Raw genomic sequence first — 17574 nt, 5'->3', positions numbered from 1 at the left:
GGGTGGGTATTGCGGCAGGTCAGACGTGGAACTCGTTTCCACGGCGGGGCGGGTATCTTGGACCAGTTCGCGGCATTACGCAAGATCGCTATCGTTAAGATGGGTTGTTGGCGTGGGGTGCGTCGCGTGCGTGCTATCGCGCGATGATTGCTACAATCGGTTTAACTTCAACTGGCATCGACGGGAACAGAGCGGCCATTGGCATGGGAGGAGTTTGGTACAAGTCGGCCGTGGTCGTGTTTTGGCTGGTCTCCATGTCCTGGCTGCTCGGAACCAAGGTGCTGCCGCCATTGATGCTCGGCACGCCGCCAACCTATAGCGCCATTCTCAAGGATCAGCCCGAGCGAAGAGTCGGCTGGGATCTCTTTTGGAACGACCGGCCGGCGGGGACGGCTCTCAGTGAGACCAAGCACACCGACGATGGCATCACCGAGGTGCATAGCCGGGTGCGGATCGACGGATTGACGCTGGCCGATCTGAGTCCGCTGCGGATCAATCTGCTCGGCGGCGCTTTTGATCCAGAGAAGCAAAAAGTTTCGATGCTTGCCGATTCGGAATTCGACATCGATCCGCTGGGTCGACTGTTGTCGTTCGAGGCGACATTGCGCATGAGTCCGCTGCCCGAGCCGATAAGGGTGCTTGGCAACGTCGAAGGCAATCAGATGGTGGTGACAGTGCGGTCGGACGATTTCAGCTATCGTACGACGATGTATATGCCGCCCGACCGCCCCGTGGGGGACACGTTGGCGCCGCAGTTGCGCTTGCCGAGGCTGCGATTAGGACAGACCTGGACCGAGCCGGTATACAATCCTTTCATGCCGGCGACGCAGCCAATGGAATTGGTTCAGGCCACGGTGGAGCGGGAGGACTATTTGAACTGGAACGGAACATTGCAACCGGTGCTACTAGTGACCTATCGGCCCGAACGGGGACTGCGCAGCGACGGCACGCCGCTGGCCGAACCGCGCGGCCGGGCATGGGTGCGACCGCGCGATGGCGAAGTGTTGCAGCAGGAGGCGCGCGTGGGGTCGGCGGTGCTGCGGTTTGTGCGGCAAACTGGCCCTGTTGCTGGCGCGGGGATGCCCGAGAGTTCGGGAGCGGCGCCATGATCGAAATTGACCAGGTGACGCGTCGTTATGGCGCCAAAGTGGCCGTGGAGCAGTTGTCGCTGGCGATCCCCGCCGGAGAGTTGTTCGCCTTTTTGGGGCCCAATGGCGCCGGCAAGACGACCACGATCAAGATGCTGGTCGGTTTGTTGCGCCCCACGACGGGACAGATTCGCCTGTCGGGGCACGATCTGTTGTCGTCGCCGCGCGACGCGCACCGTGAGATGAGCTATGTGCCGGACGTGCCGTATCTGTACGACAAGTTGACCGGGCGCGAGTTTCTGCAGTTCATCGCCGACATGTATGGACTTGCGCCGCGCCTGGCAAGCGAGCGGATTGCGGAAGAGATCGAGCGTTTCGAGTTGTCCGACTTTGTCGACAACCTGGCGGAGAGCTATTCGCATGGTATGAAACAGCGGCTGGTGTTCGCGTCGGCGCTGATCCACGATCCGCGGATCCTGGTGATCGATGAGCCGATGGTGGGACTCGATCCGCGGAGCGCGCGGCTGCTCAAGGACTTGCTGCGCCAGAAGGCGAGCGGCGGCACAACGATCTTCATGTCGACGCATACGTTGGATGTGGTGGAAGAGATCGCCGACCGGATTGGCGTGATCCATCGGGGGCGCTTGCAGTTTTTGGGCACGATTGGCGAACTGAAACAACGATTGCAGCGGCACGACAGTTCGCTCGAACGCTTGTTTCTGGAATTGACCGACTCGGGCGATTTACTGGAAGCGGCCGACCGCCATCACCAATCGCTGCACGAGCCTCAACCGCCGCGAGCCCGCGCCAGCTAATGCAACCGCGCTTGCCCAGCTTGGTGGAACAGACAGCGCGGCGGACCGCGCCGTTATCGCGGCGTTTGACGGCGCTGGAGGAGGCTGCGGCGTTTTATCGTCTGCGGCGCTTTTTGACGCTGAACCTGCTGCGGCAGACCTTTCGCGAGGCGCGACTGAGGCTGCTGCTGGTGGTGGGCTTGTCGGCGCTGTTCTGGTTGGGGCTGTTTTGGCTGTTCGCCGATGGCTTTCATTTCTTGGCAAGCTCTTTGCCGTACGCGGCCACGCGGGCCCAAACCGTGTCGGCGGTGTTCAATTTGTTCTTTCTGTCGCTGCTCACGATGCTGATCTTTTCGTCAGGCATCATCTTGTACAGCGGCTTGTTTCGCTCGCGGGAGACCGAGTTCTTGATGGTGTTGCCGGCCAGCGCCGAGCGCGTGTTTTTGCACAAACTGCAAGAGTCGCTGGTCTTCAGCAGCTGGGGGTTCTTGCTGCTAGGCAGCCCCATGCTCGTGGCGTATGGATTGGTGGATGCGGCGCCGTGGAGCTACTTTCTGATGTTGGCGCCGTTCATGTTGGCGTTCATTCATATTCCGTGCGCGCTGGGAGCGATCGCCTGTTTGGTGATTGTGCGCTGGTCGCCGGCGCGGAAGTTTCATTTGTTGATCTGCGCCGTGCTGGCGGTTGGCGCGCTGGCCGCGCTGGCGGCCGGGTCGCTGTTGAATGGCCCGGCGGGCGACTTGCTCACGCCAGCGTGGTTCAACGACCTGTTGGGAAGATTGGAGTTCAGCGAGCAGCGATTGCTGCCAAGTTGGTGGCTGACGAGTGGACTGTTGAACGCGGCGCAAGGCGAAACCTCGGAGAGTTTTTTGTTCTTGTGCCTGCTGCTCGCCAACGCGCTGTTCTTTCAGCAATTGGCGGTGAGCTTGGCGGGGCGCTTGCTGTGGCCGGCGTATCGCGGATCGCGCGGGGTGAAGAACACCGGCGTCAGCGCGCCGATGGCCTGGCTGGACCGGCTGTTTCAGCGATCGCTATTTTTCTTGCCGCGCAAGCCGCGGTTGCTCATCACCAACGATTTGCGGGTCTTTCGGCGCGATCCGGTGCAGTGGACGCAGTTTTTGATCTTCTTTGGACTGTTGGGACTCTATTTCTTCAACATTCGCCGCTTGAGCTATGATCTTAGCCATGCCACCTGGGTCAACATGGTGAGCTTTTTGAATCTCACGGTCGTGGGGCTGATTCTGTCGACGTTCACCAGCCGGTTCGTGTTTCCGATGATCAGTCTCGAAGGGCGCCGGTTTTGGATCTTGGGGCGATTGCCGATTCGGCGCAGCACGATCTTGTGGAGCAAGTTCGCCTTCGCGGCCATCGGGTCGCTGGCGCCTTGTCTGACGTTGGTTTTGGTGAGCGATTGGATGTTGGAGGTGCTGCCAATGATTCTGGCGCTGCATCTGGTGACGTGCGCCATGTTATGCGTTGGCCTGGCGGCGCTGGCGGTGGGGATGGGCGCGCGGATGCCGAACCTGCGCGAAGATTCGCCCTCGAAGATCGCCGCGGGCTTTGGCGGAACGCTGAATTTGGTGGCGAGCACGATCTACATCGTCGCGATAGTGTTGTTGACCGCGCTGCCATGCCATTTTTACCTGGGAGCATTGGAGGCCGACCCGCACGGCGCGCTGTTCAATCTGGAACGGCTACGCCTATGGATCGCGCTAGGGGCGGCGGGGAGCGTGGTATTGTGCCTGATTGCCACGATCGTGCCCTTGACGATGGGGATCCGCGCGTTCAATCGCCTGGAGTTTTGAGCGATTAATTGGCGATCTGATCACGGCGCCGTTGCCGAATCGGCGCGCCTCTCGTATGATTCTGTGAAAGATTTCACAAGGTTATCTGGCGTGGCTTTCGGCGAGTGTGCACCGCGCGGCGGCCGCGCAAGAAGGGCGCTATGGCGGGGAATCGCAATACGATTCGCGTCGGGGCGGTCAACTATCTCAATACCAAGCCATTGGTTCACCAGTTTGAATCGCTGGCCGCCAATGCCGAGTTGGTGTTCGACCTGCCCAGCCGATTGGCCGACGGCCTGGCGGCGGGGCGCTTCGATGTGGCGCTGATTCCCTCGGTCGAGTTTTTTCAAGACGCCGGCTACACCATTGTTTCCAACGCCTGCATCGCCTGCCGTGGCCCAGTGCTGAGCGTCAAGCTGTTCAGCCGCGTGCCGGTGGCGGAGATTCGTACGCTGGCGCTCGACGAGGGATCGCGCACCAGCGTGGCGCTGTCGCGGGTGCTTTTGGCTGAGCGATTCAGCGTCGAGCCGCGGTTGCAATCGTTGCCGATTGGAGCGGATCCGTTGAGCGTGGAGGCCGACGCGGTGTTGCTGATCGGCGATCGGGCGATCCACTCTCCGCTGTCGCCGTGGGTCGAGGTTTGGGATCTGGGAGACGAATGGGTGCGATGGACCGGGCTGCCGTTTGTGTTTGCCGTATGGACAGCTCGCGCCGGCGCCGATTTGGCGGGGATTGATGCCGCGCTGGTCGAGGCTCGCGATCGAGGCGTCGCCGGTCTGGTCGAAATAGCGGCCCGCGAGGCGGCCCCGCTGGGGCTGACTCAGCCCGAGTGCCTGTCGTACTTGCGCGACAACTTGTATTTTTATCTTGGTCCGCGCGAGTTGCGCGGCTTGGGACTTTTCCAACAAATGGCTGCCCGGCATGGCCTGGCGCCAGGAGACTCGCGCCTTGAGCAGTTCGATAGCGCCTATTTTGGATAAAGCGGTCGCAGGCGAGCGCATCTCAGCGGCGGAAGGTCTGCGGTTGCTGGAGTCGCGCGATCTGGCGGCGCTGGGCCGGGCGGCGGACGCCGTGACGCGGCGCTTGCACCCCGAGTCGTATCGCACCTACAACATCGACCGCAACATCAACTACACCAATATCTGCACGGCGGTGTGCGACTTTTGCGCGTTCTATCGCAAGCCGAAGCACGCCGAGGGATATGTGCTGGAGCGGGAGGAACTGTACGACAAGGTGCGCGAGACCATCGAACTGGGGGGCGAACAAATATTGATGCAGGGAGGACTGCATCCCGAGTTCAAGCTCGAGTGGTACGAAGAATTGCTACGCGACATCAAGAGCCGCTTTCCGCAGGTCAATATCCACGGCTTCAGTCCGCCCGAGATTCATCACTTCACCAAAGTGAGCAAGTTATCGCTGCGCGAGGTGCTGACGCGGCTACAGGCGGCTGGACTCGGGAGCCTGCCCGGCGGTGGGGGCGAGATTTTGGTGGACCGTGTGCGGCGCGAGATCACGCGCGGCAAGGTGCTGACCGACGACTGGTTGAACGTGTGCCGGGTGTGGCACGAACTGGGGGGCCGCGGCACGGCGACGATGATGTTCGGGCATGTAGAAACGCTGGCCGAGCGCATCGAGAGTCTCGAACGATTGCGTCAATTACAAGACGAAACGGGAGGCTTCACGGCGTTCATCTGTTGGACCTTTCAGCCGGAACACACGGACCTCGCGCATCTGCCGCCGGCCGGCGCGTTCGAGTATCTCAAAACGCAGGCGGTCAGCCGGTTGTATTTGGACAACTTCACAAACATTCAGTCGAGCTGGGTGACGCAAGGGCTCAAGGTAGGGCAACTGGCGCTGCTTTACGGCGCCAACGACATGGGCAGCCTGATGATCGAAGAAAACGTGGTGGCGTCGGCCGGCACGGTGCATTGTCTGTCGCTCGAACAGATGAAAGACGCGATTCGCGAAGTGGGATACACGCCGCGGCGCCGCAACGTCTTTTACGAGCTGATGGACGCCGAGCCCGCCACCGAGACGGTGTTGGCTTAGCAGTCTTGGGGAAGAAAGCCGTCGTGGCTTTCTTCCCACTTGCCGCGACCGCAGCTACGCTGCTGCGGCTTGCTTCCTGCAATTCACGCAGCCCGGCGAATAATTCCCCGGACTGTCAGCCGCTGGCGTCGTCGGCAATCGCGAAAGCTGGCGGGGCGCCTTGGTTCCGATGGCGCCGGCCGTAACGATCGCGCGGAATTACTGGTCCACGATGCGCGCCTGCACGCGCTATGCGAACCAGGCGATTGGCGTTAGAACGAAAGTCGGCCGCGCGAAGGCTGGGGTGAGCTAGGTTTTGGGGTAGGTTCTCGCGCGCCGTGCCCCCGCCGCTCCGCCGGTTGGAGAGGTGGCCAAGCGGTATCTTGTCGTGGCATTGGTCGGCGCATGATTCATGTTCGCGAATTGACGAAGACCTACAGCGACCTGCGTCGCGGACGATTTGTGGCGCTCGATCGACTCAGCTTCTATGCGATGCCCGGCGAGATCTTTGGCCTGCTGGGCCCCAATGGCGCTGGCAAAACGACGGCGCTGCGAATCTTGAGCACGGTGCTACGGCCCACCAGCGGCAGCGCCACGGTCAACGGTTACGACGTGGTGACGCAATCGGGGGACGTGCGGCACCAGATTGGCTTTGTCTCGGCCAACACGGGCGTCTACGACCGCATGACCGCCTGGGAGATGGTCGAATATTTTGGCCGCCTGTACGGGTTGCAGGGAGATCGCCTGACCGAGCGTATGGAAGACGTCTTCACGCGACTGAAGATGAACGAAATGCGCGATCTGTTGGGCGCGAAGATGTCGACCGGCATGCGGCAGAAGGTGTCGATCGCCCGGGCGATTGTTCACGACCCGCCGGTGCTGGTGTTCGACGAGCCGACCAACGGGCTGGACGTGCTCGTGTCGCGGGCGCTATTGCGAACGGTGCAGGAGCTTTCGGATCACGGCAAGTGCGTCATTTTCTCCACGCACATCATGCGCGAGGTGGAAAAGCTGTGCGATCGCGTGGCCATCATGCACCGCGGCCGCATTCTGGCCGAGGGAAGCTTGGACACGCTACGCGACCAGCACAGCGAAGCGGACCTGGAAGAACTGTTCTTTCAGTTGATCTCGCGCGACGGCGATCTGGACCCGATCGAAGCATTGGACGTGCTGGGCAACACGCCCGTTGAGTGAAGCGATGAGCTGGACGAACGTCAAACTGATCTGCCAGCGCGAGATTCGCGATCAACTGCGCGATCGCCGCACGCTGTTCATGATCTTCGTCCTGCCGGTGCTGCTCTATCCTTTGTTGGGATTGAGCTTTTTTCAGGTGGCGCAGTTTGTGCGCGAGCAGCCAACCAAGGTGTTGATTCTCGGCGCCGACGAGGCGCCCAAGTCGCCTCCCTTAATCGAAGACCAACGTTTCGCCGACGAGCTGTTTTTCGACGAGCACGACGCTCACCTGCTGGAGCTGGAACTGCGGTCGACCGCCGCGGTGAACAAGCAATTGCCGGGCGGCGGCGCCGCGGACGAGGGGGCGGTGGTCGAGCATGCGCAATCGCTGATCCGCAATGGTCAGCAGCAAGTGGTGATCTGGTTTCCGCCAGGGTTCGCCAAGCAACTGGCGGAGCACAATAGCGGTCTACTGAGCCACGATGGCGAAGCACGCGGCGATTACCCGCGACCGTTGGTGTTTCACAACTCGGCTCAAGAGAAGTCGCGGCTCGCCTATCTGCGAGTCAGCGAGGTGCTCGACCGCTGGCGCAAGGCGATCGCCAGCCAGAACCTGGAATTGGCGGGCATCGACCCCAGCGTGGTCAAACCGTTCGATTTACGCTCGGAGGATCTGGCGGATCAGGAAGAGCGCGAAGCGGCGATGTGGTCGAAGATTTTCCCGTTCTTGCTGTTGATCTGGGCGCTGACGGGGGCGTTTTATCCGGCTATCGACTTGTGCGCGGGCGAGAAGGAACGCGGCACGCTGGAGACGCTGCTCAGCAGCCCAGCCACGCGCAGCGAGATTGTGTGGGGCAAGCTGCTGACGGTGATGAGCTTCAGCATCGCCACGGTGGTGCTGAACATCGTGAGCATGGGGGTGTCTGGCATGTTCATCCTGAGCCAGTTGCCGCAGTTTGGTCCGCCACCACTGGCTGCGTTGTTTTGGTTGGTGATTGCGGTCGTGCCGGTGTCGGCCATGTTCAGCGCGCTGTGCCTGGCGCTGGCGGCGTTTGCGCGCAGCACCAAGGAGGGGCAGTATTATCTGATGCCGCTCATTTTGGTGACAATGCCGCTGGTGGTGATCCCGATGGCGCCGGGCGTGGAGATGAGCCTTGGGAACAGTCTGATTCCGATCACGGGCATCGTGCTCTTGCTGCGCTATCTGGTCGAGGGCAATTACGCGCAGGTGTTGCCGTATGTGGCGCCGGTGGTGTTGGTGACGCTCTTGTGCTGTCTGTTCAGCATTCGCTGGGCTGTGGATCAGTTCAATACCGAGGGAGTGTTGTTTCGCGAGAGCGAGCGGTTGGACATCGGTCTGTGGGTGCGGCATCTACGGCGCGATCGCGATGATCTGCCGACTGTGTCGCAGGCGCTGTTGTGCGGCGTATTGATCCTGGTGATTCGGTTCTTCATGAGCTTCGCCTTGGCGCCGCCGACCGATTTTGCCGGCTTTGCGCGGATGGCGGTCATCACGCAATTGGTGGTGATCTTGACCCCCGTCTTGTTGATGACGGCGCTATTCACGCGCAGTCCGCGGCGCACGCTGTTGCTGACGCCGCCGGTCTGGTGGGGGCTGCCGGTGGCTGCCTTACTGGCGTGCTTGATGCACCCCGTCTCCGATGTATTGCAGCGACTCGTGCTGCGGCTATATCCAATCAGCGACGAAATCTCTGGCCAGTTGAATCAACTGCTGACGGGGGACAAGAACCTGGCCCTGATGATCTTGGTGATCGCCGTCGTGCCGGCGATTTGCGAAGAACTGGCCTTCCGCGGCTTTGTGCTGTCGGGCTTTCGGCGCATGGGACACAAATGGCGGGCCATCGCGATGGCCAGCGTGTTTTTTGGTTTGTCGCACGCCATTTTCCAGCAATCATTGATTGCGGCCATGGTGGGCATGGTGATCGGCTATTTGGCCGTGCAGACCGGCAGCATTGGGCCGGCGATGTTGTTTCATATGCTGCACAACTCGATCGCGCTGTTGTCAACGCGCGTGACCAGCGAATTCGTCGCCGAACACCCAGCGTTTGAATGGCTGGGGCAGTTCAACAACGAAGGAGCGTTCTTGTATCATTGGCCGGTGGTGCTCGGCTGTGCGGGACTGATCGCGGCCATTATGTATTGGATGCATCGTCAACCGTACCGGCGGACGGTGGAAGAGGCGCTGCAGGAAGCGATCGACCATCGCACGGCGAGTAGTTTGGCGCGATAAGGCCCGATCGATTGGCGCTGTGGACTATGAACGAAAACTGCTTTGCCTTGCGCGCGCGCTGGGTGTTGCCGATCGACGCGCCGCCGATCGCGCAAGGGGTGGTGACGATCGAGCAAGGGCGCATCGCCGGGGTGGGGCGCCGCGCGATCGGCGACGCCGCGATCACCGATTTGGGAGACGTTGCGCTCTTGCCGGGGCTGGTCAACGCGCACACGCATCTGGAATTCAGCGATTGCGCGCGGCCGCTGGGCGAGCGGGGGACGCTGTTCGCAAGCTGGATCGGCCTAGTTACCCGGTATCGCCACGAGCGCGAGGCGGCTGATCCTTTGGCGGCGCAGCGGGCCATCGCGCTGGGGCTACGCGAGTCGATTGCCGCCGGCACAACGACCTTGGGAGAGATCACCACGCGCGCGCCGGCGCTCGACCCGGCGATGACCCACCCGATCGACGTGACCAGCTTTTGGGAGGTGATCGCGCTCGATCCGGCGCGGTTCAACCATTCGATCGACGCGGCCAACGCGCATTGGCAAGCGGCGTCGGGTTACCGGCCGGGGGTGTCGCCCCACGCCCCTTACACGGTGCATCCAGAGCTTTTCGGTCGATTGGTCGATTTGGCGCGCGACAGACGGGCGCCAGTGGCCTTTCACCTGGCGGAGTCGCCGGCGGAATTGGAATTGCTCGATTCGCAAAGTGGGCCCTTGTTCGATTACTTGAGCGAGCGAGGGTTTTGGCGACACGGCGCGATAGCCCCCCGTACGCGGCCGATGGACTATTTGCGCAAGTTGGCCACTGCGCAGCGTTCGCTGGTGGTGCACGGCAATTATCTGAGCGCTGCGGAGATTGAATTCGCCGCCGAGCACGCCGAACGCCTGAGTGTGATCTATTGTCCGCGGACACACGATTATTTCGGACACGAGCGGCACCCGCTGGTCAGGCTACTAGCGCGCGGGGCGACCGTGGCGCTGGGGACCGACAGTCGCGCGTCGACACCCGACTTGAGCCTGTGGGCCGAGATGCGGATGGTGGCCGCGAAGTTCCCAGACCTCGATCCGGCGCAGATCATTGAACTGGGAACACTGGCCGGCGCGCGGGCGCTGGGGCTGGATCAGGAGACGGGCAGTTTGATGGCCGGTAAGCGGGCCGATCTGGTGGCGATTCCGCTGGTCGACGGCAGTACCAAAGAACCAGCGGCGGAGCTGCTAGCGAGTCAGTGGCCGGTGACGCGGACGATGTTCGCGGGGCGTTGGATTGACGCGGAAGCGGGAAGCGGTGCGGATACCGACTAAGGATCGTCGGCGGGGACGAGGGGGAGATCGAAGGCGGCCATTTCGAGATGGTTGCGGACAAAGAGGCGATTGCCCCGCAGCGTGGGATTGTTCCACGTGCGCCCCTCAATCGCCGGCAAGATGCCTAGCTCGGTGAACTTGGCTGGTGTCGCCTCGACCAGGGCCAGTTCTCCTTTCTCGGTGAGCACGACGAACAGATCGCCGCGGAGCAACATTTGGCCGTGGCCATAACGGCCCCCCTTCCAAAGCTGCTTGCCGGTGGCCAGTTCCACACAGGCGAGAATGCCATCGTCGAGTCCGTAGATATGGTCGCCATACGCGATGGGACACGAGTAACCACATTTGAGCTTGCGATTCTTCCAAAGCTCGTCGGCCGACCATTTGCCGTCGCTGGCTTTGATTTGATAGAGCGCCGCGCCGCTGGCGGAAGAAATCAAAACGCGGTCCTCTGCCAGAACAACCGGTTGGACGGCGTTTATGTCGAAGTCGCTCTCCCAGGGAGTGCGCCATAGTTCAGCGCCGCCATCGGCGTCGTAGCTCGCCAGCGCATTGCCCTCGAAGCTGAGAATCTGCCGCTTGCCGGCCAATGTGGCCAACATGGGTGAGGCGTAGCCCGCCTTGCCTTGGCCTTGCTTCCAGGCGATCTCGCCAGTGTCCGCGTGGTAGGCGACCAGCGCGCGACTGTCGGCGCCCCCTTCCTGCGAGCCAGGATTAACGACCACCAAGCCATCGTAAACCAGCGGCGAGCCCGACATGCCCCAATCGAGATTCTTGGCGCCGTCGTCGGCCAGAATGTTCTTGGCCCAGACCGGCTTGCCCGTCGTGAGTTCGAGGCAGCTCAACATGCCTTTGGCGCCAAGAGCATAGACCTTGTCGCCGACGACGGTGGGGGTGGCGCGGGGGCCGTCGCCGCCGAGCGCCTCGCTGAATAGGGTCTCGTAGCTATGCACCCAGGTCTCGGCGCCGGTTTCGGCAAGGTAGGCGACAATCGCCTCCTTGTCGCGGCGCTGCTCGATGGTGACCAGCAGCGGGCCGGCAGTGACAAACGCGGCATAGCCGCCGCCGACCGGTTGACGCCACACCTGTTTAGGCGCGGTGGGCGACCACGAGCGAGCCAGCGGCGGCCCGGGCATGATGCCGGTGCGGTCGGCGCCGCGATATTCCAGCACGTCGTCAGGCGCGAGCGCGATTTGGTCCAGGGCAGGCCCCGCGGCGGGAGCTTGCGCCTGACGATGCTGTTCCACGGCCAGATCGCGATCGAGGTTCCAGCGCCAATCGACGGTGGGGGTCATGTAGCCATCGAACTCCACGCGGCGCACCGCGCCGGCGGCGCCGCCGAGCGCCAGGATCGCGATGAGAAAGACGATGAGCCGCGTGGTCCCGCGCGCGTGCGAGAATAGCTCGAACCAGAGAAAAACGAGCAGTACGGCAATGGCCGCCACCACAACCGAGATGATGCGTCGCGAGCCCAAATCGGGGCGGTCGCCCGGCAACAGGCGGACGACGGCCACGACCAGCGCGGCGACGGTCAGCACAATGACTGGAAAGCGAACACGCCGCCACGACCAGGTGGCGGGGGCGGGTACCGACTCGGCCGTCGCCATGACGCATTCCTCGCTTGGCGCCAAACAGGCCGGCCGAATGGCCAGCGCGATGGAAGCATTATTACCATTCGCGCCGCTGTTGCCATCCTCTCCTCGAATAACGAGGAGAGGAAATGGCAACGCTGGTTTCCGAGCTATTTGCCCGCGCTGAGCAGTTCTTGCAACTTGTCCTGGTGGGGCAGCACGTCGGGGACGACGCGGACCCCGGTGGTGAACTTGAAGGGAAACTTGAATCCACTTTCAAATTCCAGCTCGACAAAATAGGCGGTGAAGCCTTTTTCTGGAGGCTGGACGTTGCCGACGAAAACGCCATCGCCTTGATCCTCGAGCGGGGTGCTCTTGTATGCCCTGCCGATCGTCGTGACGCGAAAGTCGCGGGCGTCAGGATTGGTGGCCTGCCAAAGGAGCACCTTTTTGGGCTTGTCGGGCGTGACGACCCGAATGGCGCCGTCGGATTCAAAGGTCCAGTCGAGCTTGGGACGCGGGGTTCCTTGGACCACCGACATATAGAAGGCGGCGATCGACATGGGAGCGTCGGTGCCCCCTAGCGAATGTTCCGCGTTGGCGACGTAGCGCAGATACTTCTCTCCCTTGAGCTTGTCCCAATAGAACTGCGACGAGTCGGGCAGAAAGAACTGGTCGCCCGCCGCGTTGACCACGAACTTGGGCATCGTCAGGCGGTCGACGTAATTGATGGGGTCTTCGAACTGAATCAGCAGTTTGTAGCCGGGATGGTTCTGCTTCTCCATCACCTTATGCTGCACGTAGTCGCCGACCGCTTCGGCCCAGAAGCCGTAGGCAGCGTAGTGGTGCTGCATCGACTCTTTCATATTCAGCACGTCGATCACCGCGGGGATGATCGCCACCACGCGCTTGTCGACCGCGCCGGTGAGCCAGGTTGTCCAGCCGCGCTTGGAACCACCGGCGACGACAAACTTGTTGACGGTGAATTTGCCCCCCTCATCGCTGGCCAGCATGGCCTGCACGGTGTCCATGGCGCGAACGGCCGCCTTGACCATTGGCAGGCGGGCCGACCAGGTGGGGTCGCCGGTGGTGATGACTTTGTCCCAGGTGTAGCCGATCAGGTCGTCTTCCTTACGCGGTTTGCCGTCTTTGAGGAACGTCATCGGCTGATTAGGAATCTGCTTCAATTCCGCGATGATGGTCTTGGACTCGCGGGCGATCATCATCGAAAGCACGTCGGGGTTGTTGGAGAACTCGCGATCGTTGCCGCCGCCAGAGATGAAGAGAAACGCGGTGTCGGACTGAACATCATCGGGTTTGACGATGATCAGTCGATGCTTCCACTGGGGACGATCGGTGTCTTCGGGCCGCCAGGTTTGCGAGGTGAGGTCGATCGCGTAGTTGGTGACTCCGGGCTTCTTGCTGGTTTCGACCAGCTTCCACTCGTAGGAGGGATCGACCTTTTCGACGTATTCATCGAGCGCGGTGCGCCCTTTGGCGTTGGGGTCCTTGGCCACAGCAGCCATCGGCGCGGCGAGGCAGAAAATCAGCACGCAAATGCGGAGCAGGGGAGAGGGCATGAAATGAATCTCCAAATGGCGGCGGGGATTTGAGGTGGGAAGGTCAGAAAGGTGAGAACGCTATCTTAAACCGAAGCGAGCCCATCTCGCAATTTGCGCGCATTTGGTATGAAAGGGACATGATTTGGCCAATGTATTGATTCGCTGGCGAACTGATCTCGCATGAATGATTTCGCGTGGCGTCGGTTATATCCCTTTGCCGATCAAGAATTGCGCGTCGGCGGCTGGCGATATCACTATTTCGACGAAGGGTCCGGCGAGCCCTTGCTGTGCGTGCATGGGAATCCGACCTGGTCGTTTTACTGGCGGCGTTTGCCGCGAGCGTTTGGCGAGCGCTATCGCGTGGTCGCGCCCGACCATTTGGGTTGTGGTCTGTCAGACAAGCCCGCTGAGTTTTCATATACGCTGGCGGGGCACATCGACAATCTGGTGGAACTGGTTGAGCGGCTCGACCTGCGCCAAGTGACGCTGGTGGCGCACGATTGGGGAGGGGCGATCGGCATGGGGGCGGCACTGCGGCTGCCGGAGCGGTTCAGCCGATTTGTCTTGATGAACACGGCGGCCTTTCGCGCGCCGTGGATGCCGTGGCGGATTCGCGCGTGCCGCGCGCCAGTTCTCGGCACGCTGGCCATTCGAGGAATGAACGCGTTTGCGCGGGCGGCACTGCACATGGCCACCGAGCGCGGATTGGACGCCGATATTCGCGCGGGACTCATCGCGCCGTATGGAAATTGGCGTGAGCGTATCGCGATCGACCGGTTTGTGAAGGACATACCGATGACGCCCGCGCATCAGTCATATGCCACTTTGATGAAGATTGAGCAGGGGCTGGCGCGATTTCGGAATCACCCCATGTTGTTGGTGTGGGGCATGAAGGATTGGTGCTTTTCGCCGCACTTCTTGCGGCGGTTTCAAGAGTTCTTTCCGGCGGCGGAAACGCTCGAAATCGCCGATGCGGGACACTACGTGATGGAAGACTCGCACGAGACGATTTTGCCGGCGCTCGTTGATTTTTTGGAGCGGCATCCGGTAACGGCCGACTCTACTTGCGCGTCGACCGGTGAGGCGAGTGGCGCGTGATGGACCAGTCGCCGCGACTCTCGATTGGTCAATGCGCCACGCTTGCCACACTGTTGGAGGCGAGCGCGCCGAAGCCGGGCAACGTGAATCGCGGCGCCGATTTCGGCGACCTGACTTTTTATGATTTTCAGGCCTGCGCCGTGGCGGTGGCGCCCGCCATGGAAGCGGCCGCCGCCGGAACGCGCTTGGGGCCAACGGTGCTGGCGGCAGTGCAGGCGACCCGCAGCCTCATCGCCACCAACGCGAACCTGGGAACCATCCTGCTCGTGGCGCCAATGGCGATGAGTGAGCGCGGAGCGCCACTGGCCAGCGGCGTGCCGCGAGTCTTGGCGAGCCTCGACTCGGAAGACGCCCGCCTGGTCTACGAGGCCATTCGCCTGGCAACGCCCGGCGGCATGGGAAAAGTTGACAAGGCCGATGTGGCGGGGCCTCCGCCCGCGTGCCTGATCGCGGCGATGCGACTGGCCGAAGATCGTGACGCGGTCGCCCGGCAATATACGCGCGATTTTGAGGACGTATTCACGCTGGTGTTGCCCGCCTTGCTGGAGGGAATCGAGCAGGGATGGACGATCGCCGATTCGATCGTGCGAACGCAACTGACGGTGCTGGCGCGGATTCCCGACTCGCTGATTGCCCGCAAGTGCGGCTGGGAGACAGCGCGGCAGGCATCGACGCGCGCCGCGGCGGCGCTAGCTAGCGGCCGGCCGGAGGACGAGGCGTATCACGAGGCGTTGGCCGATTTCGATTTTTGGCTGCGCAGCGACGGCCACCGGCGCAATCCGGGGACCACGGCCGACTTGATCGCGGCTGGATTGTTCGCGGCGCTACGCGACGGGCAGCTTGGTCGAGTATCGTAGTAAACTGGGATGGCGCGATTCGCGAGAACGATCATGAGCGAGCAGTATTCGGTTCGGCTGGAAAAAGAGCGATTTGTCTTTTCGGCGGCGCACTTCATCACCTATGCCGACAACATCTGCGAACCGCTGCACGGCCACAACTACGCCGTGGCGGCCGAGGTATTTAGCCCCTTGGACGCGAATCACTACGTGGTCGATTTCATCGCGCTGCGCGACGCGCTGGTGGGCATCACACGCGAACTCGATCACCGCATGTTGCTGCCGACTGAGCACCCGCGGATTCGCGTCGAGGCGAGCGATCGCGAGGTCGAGGCGCGATTTGAGGATCGCCGCTGGGTCTTTCCGCGGGCCGATTGCGTGCTGCTGCCGGTGGCGAACACCACGGCGGAACTTTTGGCGCGCTGGATTGGCGAGCGTTTGCTCGTCGAGCTTGCCGCCAAACTACGATTTCGTCCGCAGCAAATGAAGATCGAGGTCGACGAATGCGCCGGTCAGCAAGGCATTTGGGATTGGCGGAACGATTAACGCTCCGCCGCTCGCCGGTCGGTCGATAACGTTGGCCGTGGCGATAGTTGCCTGACTAGGGAGCGCAGTTCAATCAGTGATGGGGCCATGTCGCCGGCAAGCGATTCGAGTTCCGTTGTGAGTCGCTCCAAATCAGTGGCATCGTCAATATCGTGCCACCGCGGCAAGACGGAATAGGGGATGCCGGCGGATTGTAGTTGGTTCACCGTTTGAGACCAGACGCGCGGCGTGCTCCAGTCGATGTTGGCAAAGACGGGCGGAGTCTCGCGACTTGCGCCGATCAGGTAGTAGCCGCCATCATCGCTGGGTCCAAGCACCACTGCCGCCTTGGCAAGCCGGCGAAACGCATCCTCGACATTGGCGACTGGCAGCGTGGGACTGTCGGCGCCAATCACCACGACTTTCTCGACACCCGTCGCGAACGCGCCATCAAAATGGTTAGCTAGCCGCTGGCCGAGGTCGCCAGTCGATTGAGGCGTCAACCGCCAGCGGTCTCCGACCAGCGACTGAAAATCGCGGAGCGTTTCTGGCGGATCACAGGCGACGGTTGGTCGGCTGCTTGCGGCTGCGAAACGGTCGAGCGTGCAGATGAGCATCGCGCGGGCCAGCGCAGCCGCCTGCTCGGCGCCGATCGCGGTGGACAAACGAGTTTTTACCATGCCCGGCGCGGGGTATTTCGCGAAGACGGTGAGTTGATTCATGCGCGCCTTCCGCGCAGCAACCGCCGGAGCAGCACCTCGTCGACGCGTCCGCGGAATCGCTCGCGACCGTCGATCACCACCACCGGAACGCAGGTGTTGTAGCGATCGCGCCATTCGGGAACCTGGTCGATGTCGATCTCTTCGGGCGTCAGCCCATGCTTAATCAATAGCGCCTTGGCGTCGTCGCAGAGATGACAGCCGCAGCGGGTATAAAGCACGACTGCCGGTGGGGTTTTGGCGGCGAATGGCCACATGACGCGGTTCGCAGGGGTTGAGTGGTTCGCTAGGACGAGCTTATCCAAAACGGAGCGCAAGTCGAAGTAGCCCAAATCAAACCAACGGTCCCGCAATTGCGTAGAATGAGTCCATTGCGACCCTTGGTGCCCAGATAAAAATACAGGCAACGAATATGGAAGTCTTAAAAGATGTCTTGGTGTTTCTGCTCGCCATGGCTGGCGTGGCGGCAATCACCAGCGCTGTGCTATTGGCGGTCATGATCCGTCGTATGCGTAAGCTTTCGATACCGCCCGAAGCCGGATTTTGGGATACGCTGCGGCGGGTGCCGCTGGGATTTGTTGTCGCCCTGGATTTGATGGATTTTGGGCTCGATATCTTCGCGGCCCCAGTCATCTGGTTTGTGCTCAAGCACGCCAAATTGGAGCCGCTTCGCAACGTGGCGGTGATCGAGGCGCTTATCCCCGGCACGCAGTTTCTGCCTACGCTCACACTGGCTTGGGCGGCGGCACGTGCACTGCCGCCCGGGATGGAGCCTGGCTGGCCAACGCGCCCAGATCCAGATACGGCGAGCGGGCGAGGTTATAGAACGATCGACGCGGAGTTTCGCGCGCCCAGCTAGCGC

The 17574-nt window shown here is 61.9% G+C and carries 16 protein-coding genes; 12 read left to right on the top strand and 4 right to left on the bottom strand.

Annotated elements, in window-relative coordinates:
* Window positions 1-203 precede the first annotated feature (203 nt).
* The 8 genes from K1X71_13600 (at window position 204) to K1X71_13565 (ending at window position 10404) form a co-directional block, all read left to right on the top strand.
* On the top strand, window positions 204-1109 hold the full coding sequence (locus tag K1X71_13600) for a hypothetical protein (GenBank protein ID MBX7074174.1): 906 nt from the start codon (window positions 204-206) through the stop codon (window positions 1107-1109).
* Window positions 1106-1903 (top strand): ABC transporter ATP-binding protein, encoded by a 798-nt coding sequence (locus tag K1X71_13595; protein MBX7074173.1) that lies wholly within the window; start codon window positions 1106-1108, stop codon window positions 1901-1903. The genes K1X71_13600 and K1X71_13595 overlap by 4 nt, the downstream gene beginning before the upstream one ends.
* The gene (locus K1X71_13590) at window positions 1903-3687 is read left to right on the top strand and encodes a hypothetical protein (GenBank protein MBX7074172.1); all 1785 of its coding nucleotides are present in this window, start codon (window positions 1903-1905) and stop codon (window positions 3685-3687) included. Before K1X71_13595 ends, K1X71_13590 begins: the two co-directional genes overlap by 1 nt.
* A gap of 140 nt (window positions 3688-3827) precedes the next feature.
* Complete coding sequence (locus K1X71_13585; protein ID MBX7074171.1) at window positions 3828-4646, top strand: menaquinone biosynthesis protein; 819 nt, start codon at window positions 3828-3830, stop codon at window positions 4644-4646.
* Window positions 4588-5715, top strand: coding sequence for a dehypoxanthine futalosine cyclase (gene mqnC / locus K1X71_13580; GenBank protein MBX7074170.1), 1128 nt, complete (start codon window positions 4588-4590; stop codon window positions 5713-5715). Before K1X71_13585 ends, mqnC begins: the two co-directional genes overlap by 59 nt.
* Window positions 5716-6099: 384 nt before the next feature.
* A complete protein-coding gene (locus K1X71_13575) occupies window positions 6100-6888 on the top strand; it encodes an ATP-binding cassette domain-containing protein (GenBank protein MBX7074169.1) in 789 nt (262 codons plus the stop codon).
* 4 nt (window positions 6889-6892) lie between these two features.
* The gene (locus tag K1X71_13570; GenBank protein MBX7074168.1) at window positions 6893-9118 is read left to right on the top strand and encodes an ABC transporter permease subunit; all 2226 of its coding nucleotides are present in this window, start codon (window positions 6893-6895) and stop codon (window positions 9116-9118) included.
* Between the two features lie 26 nt (window positions 9119-9144).
* Window positions 9145-10404 (top strand): amidohydrolase family protein, encoded by a 1260-nt coding sequence (locus K1X71_13565; GenBank protein MBX7074167.1) that lies wholly within the window; start codon window positions 9145-9147, stop codon window positions 10402-10404.
* Here the strand turns inward: K1X71_13565 and K1X71_13560 are convergent.
* A complete protein-coding gene (locus K1X71_13560) occupies window positions 10401-12008 on the bottom strand; it encodes a PQQ-like beta-propeller repeat protein (protein ID MBX7074166.1) in 1608 nt (535 codons plus the stop codon). The two genes, K1X71_13565 and K1X71_13560, sit on opposite strands and share 4 nt — an antisense overlap.
* A gap of 134 nt (window positions 12009-12142) precedes the next feature.
* Window positions 12143-13552: a PhoPQ-activated pathogenicity-related family protein gene (locus K1X71_13555; protein MBX7074165.1), complete on the bottom strand. Its 1410-nt coding sequence runs from the start codon at window positions 13550-13552 to the stop codon at window positions 12143-12145.
* Window positions 13553-13714: 162 nt separating this feature from the next.
* Here K1X71_13555 and K1X71_13550 point away from each other — a divergent pair, with 162 nt between their 5' ends.
* Genes K1X71_13550 through K1X71_13540 form a run of 3 tightly spaced genes read left to right on the top strand, consistent with a single transcriptional unit; the run spans window position 13715 to window position 16014 of the window.
* A complete protein-coding gene (locus tag K1X71_13550; protein MBX7074164.1) occupies window positions 13715-14632 on the top strand; it encodes an alpha/beta fold hydrolase in 918 nt (305 codons plus the stop codon).
* Entirely contained in the window at window positions 14632-15489 is an 858-nt protein-coding gene (locus K1X71_13545) for a triphosphoribosyl-dephospho-CoA synthase (protein MBX7074163.1), read from the top strand. Before K1X71_13550 ends, K1X71_13545 begins: the two co-directional genes overlap by 1 nt.
* A gap of 33 nt (window positions 15490-15522) precedes the next feature.
* Window positions 15523-16014, top strand: coding sequence for a 6-carboxytetrahydropterin synthase (locus K1X71_13540; GenBank protein MBX7074162.1), 492 nt, complete (start codon window positions 15523-15525; stop codon window positions 16012-16014).
* Here K1X71_13540 and K1X71_13535 read toward each other — a convergent pair.
* Window positions 16011-16715, bottom strand: a complete 705-nt coding sequence (locus K1X71_13535) for a TIGR04282 family arsenosugar biosynthesis glycosyltransferase (GenBank protein ID MBX7074161.1) — start codon at window positions 16713-16715, stop codon at window positions 16011-16013. The genes K1X71_13540 and K1X71_13535 overlap by 4 nt on opposite strands.
* Entirely contained in the window at window positions 16712-16969 is a 258-nt protein-coding gene (locus K1X71_13530; GenBank protein ID MBX7074160.1) for a glutaredoxin family protein, read from the bottom strand. The genes K1X71_13535 and K1X71_13530 overlap by 4 nt, the downstream gene beginning before the upstream one ends.
* Before the next feature lie 155 nt (window positions 16970-17124).
* On the opposite strand from K1X71_13530, the gene K1X71_13525 reads away from it, so the two are divergent.
* Window positions 17125-17571 carry a hypothetical protein gene (locus tag K1X71_13525; GenBank protein MBX7074159.1) on the top strand — a complete coding sequence of 149 codons (447 nt, stop codon included), beginning with the start codon at window positions 17125-17127 and terminating at the stop codon, window positions 17569-17571.
* Window positions 17572-17574 lie beyond the last annotated feature (3 nt).

This window comes from Pirellulales bacterium, from assembly GCA_019694455.1.
Classification (GTDB): Bacteria; Planctomycetota; Planctomycetia; order Pirellulales; family JAEUIK01; genus JAIBBY01.
Note: the sequence above shows the minus strand (reverse complement) of the source record. Positions and strands in the feature narration are given on the sequence as shown.

Coding starts and splice junctions, on each gene's coding strand:
- K1X71_13575 (MBX7074169.1), top strand. CDS start 6,100: ATGATTCATGTTCGCGAATTGACGAAGACCTACAGCGACCTGCGTCGC.
- K1X71_13555 (MBX7074165.1), bottom strand. CDS start 13,552: ATGCCCTCTCCCCTGCTCCGCATTTGCGTGCTGATTTTCTGCCTCGCC.
- K1X71_13550 (MBX7074164.1), top strand. CDS start 13,715: ATGAATGATTTCGCGTGGCGTCGGTTATATCCCTTTGCCGATCAAGAA.
- K1X71_13535 (MBX7074161.1), bottom strand. CDS start 16,715: ATGAATCAACTCACCGTCTTCGCGAAATACCCCGCGCCGGGCATGGTA.
- K1X71_13545 (MBX7074163.1), top strand. CDS start 14,632: ATGGACCAGTCGCCGCGACTCTCGATTGGTCAATGCGCCACGCTTGCC.
- K1X71_13525 (MBX7074159.1), top strand. CDS start 17,125: ATGGAAGTCTTAAAAGATGTCTTGGTGTTTCTGCTCGCCATGGCTGGC.
- K1X71_13595 (MBX7074173.1), top strand. CDS start 1,106: ATGATCGAAATTGACCAGGTGACGCGTCGTTATGGCGCCAAAGTGGCC.
- K1X71_13530 (MBX7074160.1), bottom strand. CDS start 16,969: ATGTGGCCATTCGCCGCCAAAACCCCACCGGCAGTCGTGCTTTATACC.
- K1X71_13565 (MBX7074167.1), top strand. CDS start 9,145: ATGAACGAAAACTGCTTTGCCTTGCGCGCGCGCTGGGTGTTGCCGATC.
- K1X71_13590 (MBX7074172.1), top strand. CDS start 1,903: ATGCAACCGCGCTTGCCCAGCTTGGTGGAACAGACAGCGCGGCGGACC.
- K1X71_13560 (MBX7074166.1), bottom strand. CDS start 12,008: ATGGCGACGGCCGAGTCGGTACCCGCCCCCGCCACCTGGTCGTGGCGG.
- K1X71_13585 (MBX7074171.1), top strand. CDS start 3,828: ATGGCGGGGAATCGCAATACGATTCGCGTCGGGGCGGTCAACTATCTC.
- K1X71_13570 (MBX7074168.1), top strand. CDS start 6,893: ATGAGCTGGACGAACGTCAAACTGATCTGCCAGCGCGAGATTCGCGAT.
- mqnC (MBX7074170.1), top strand. CDS start 4,588: ATGGCCTGGCGCCAGGAGACTCGCGCCTTGAGCAGTTCGATAGCGCCT.
- K1X71_13600 (MBX7074174.1), top strand. CDS start 204: ATGGGAGGAGTTTGGTACAAGTCGGCCGTGGTCGTGTTTTGGCTGGTC.
- K1X71_13540 (MBX7074162.1), top strand. CDS start 15,523: ATGAGCGAGCAGTATTCGGTTCGGCTGGAAAAAGAGCGATTTGTCTTT.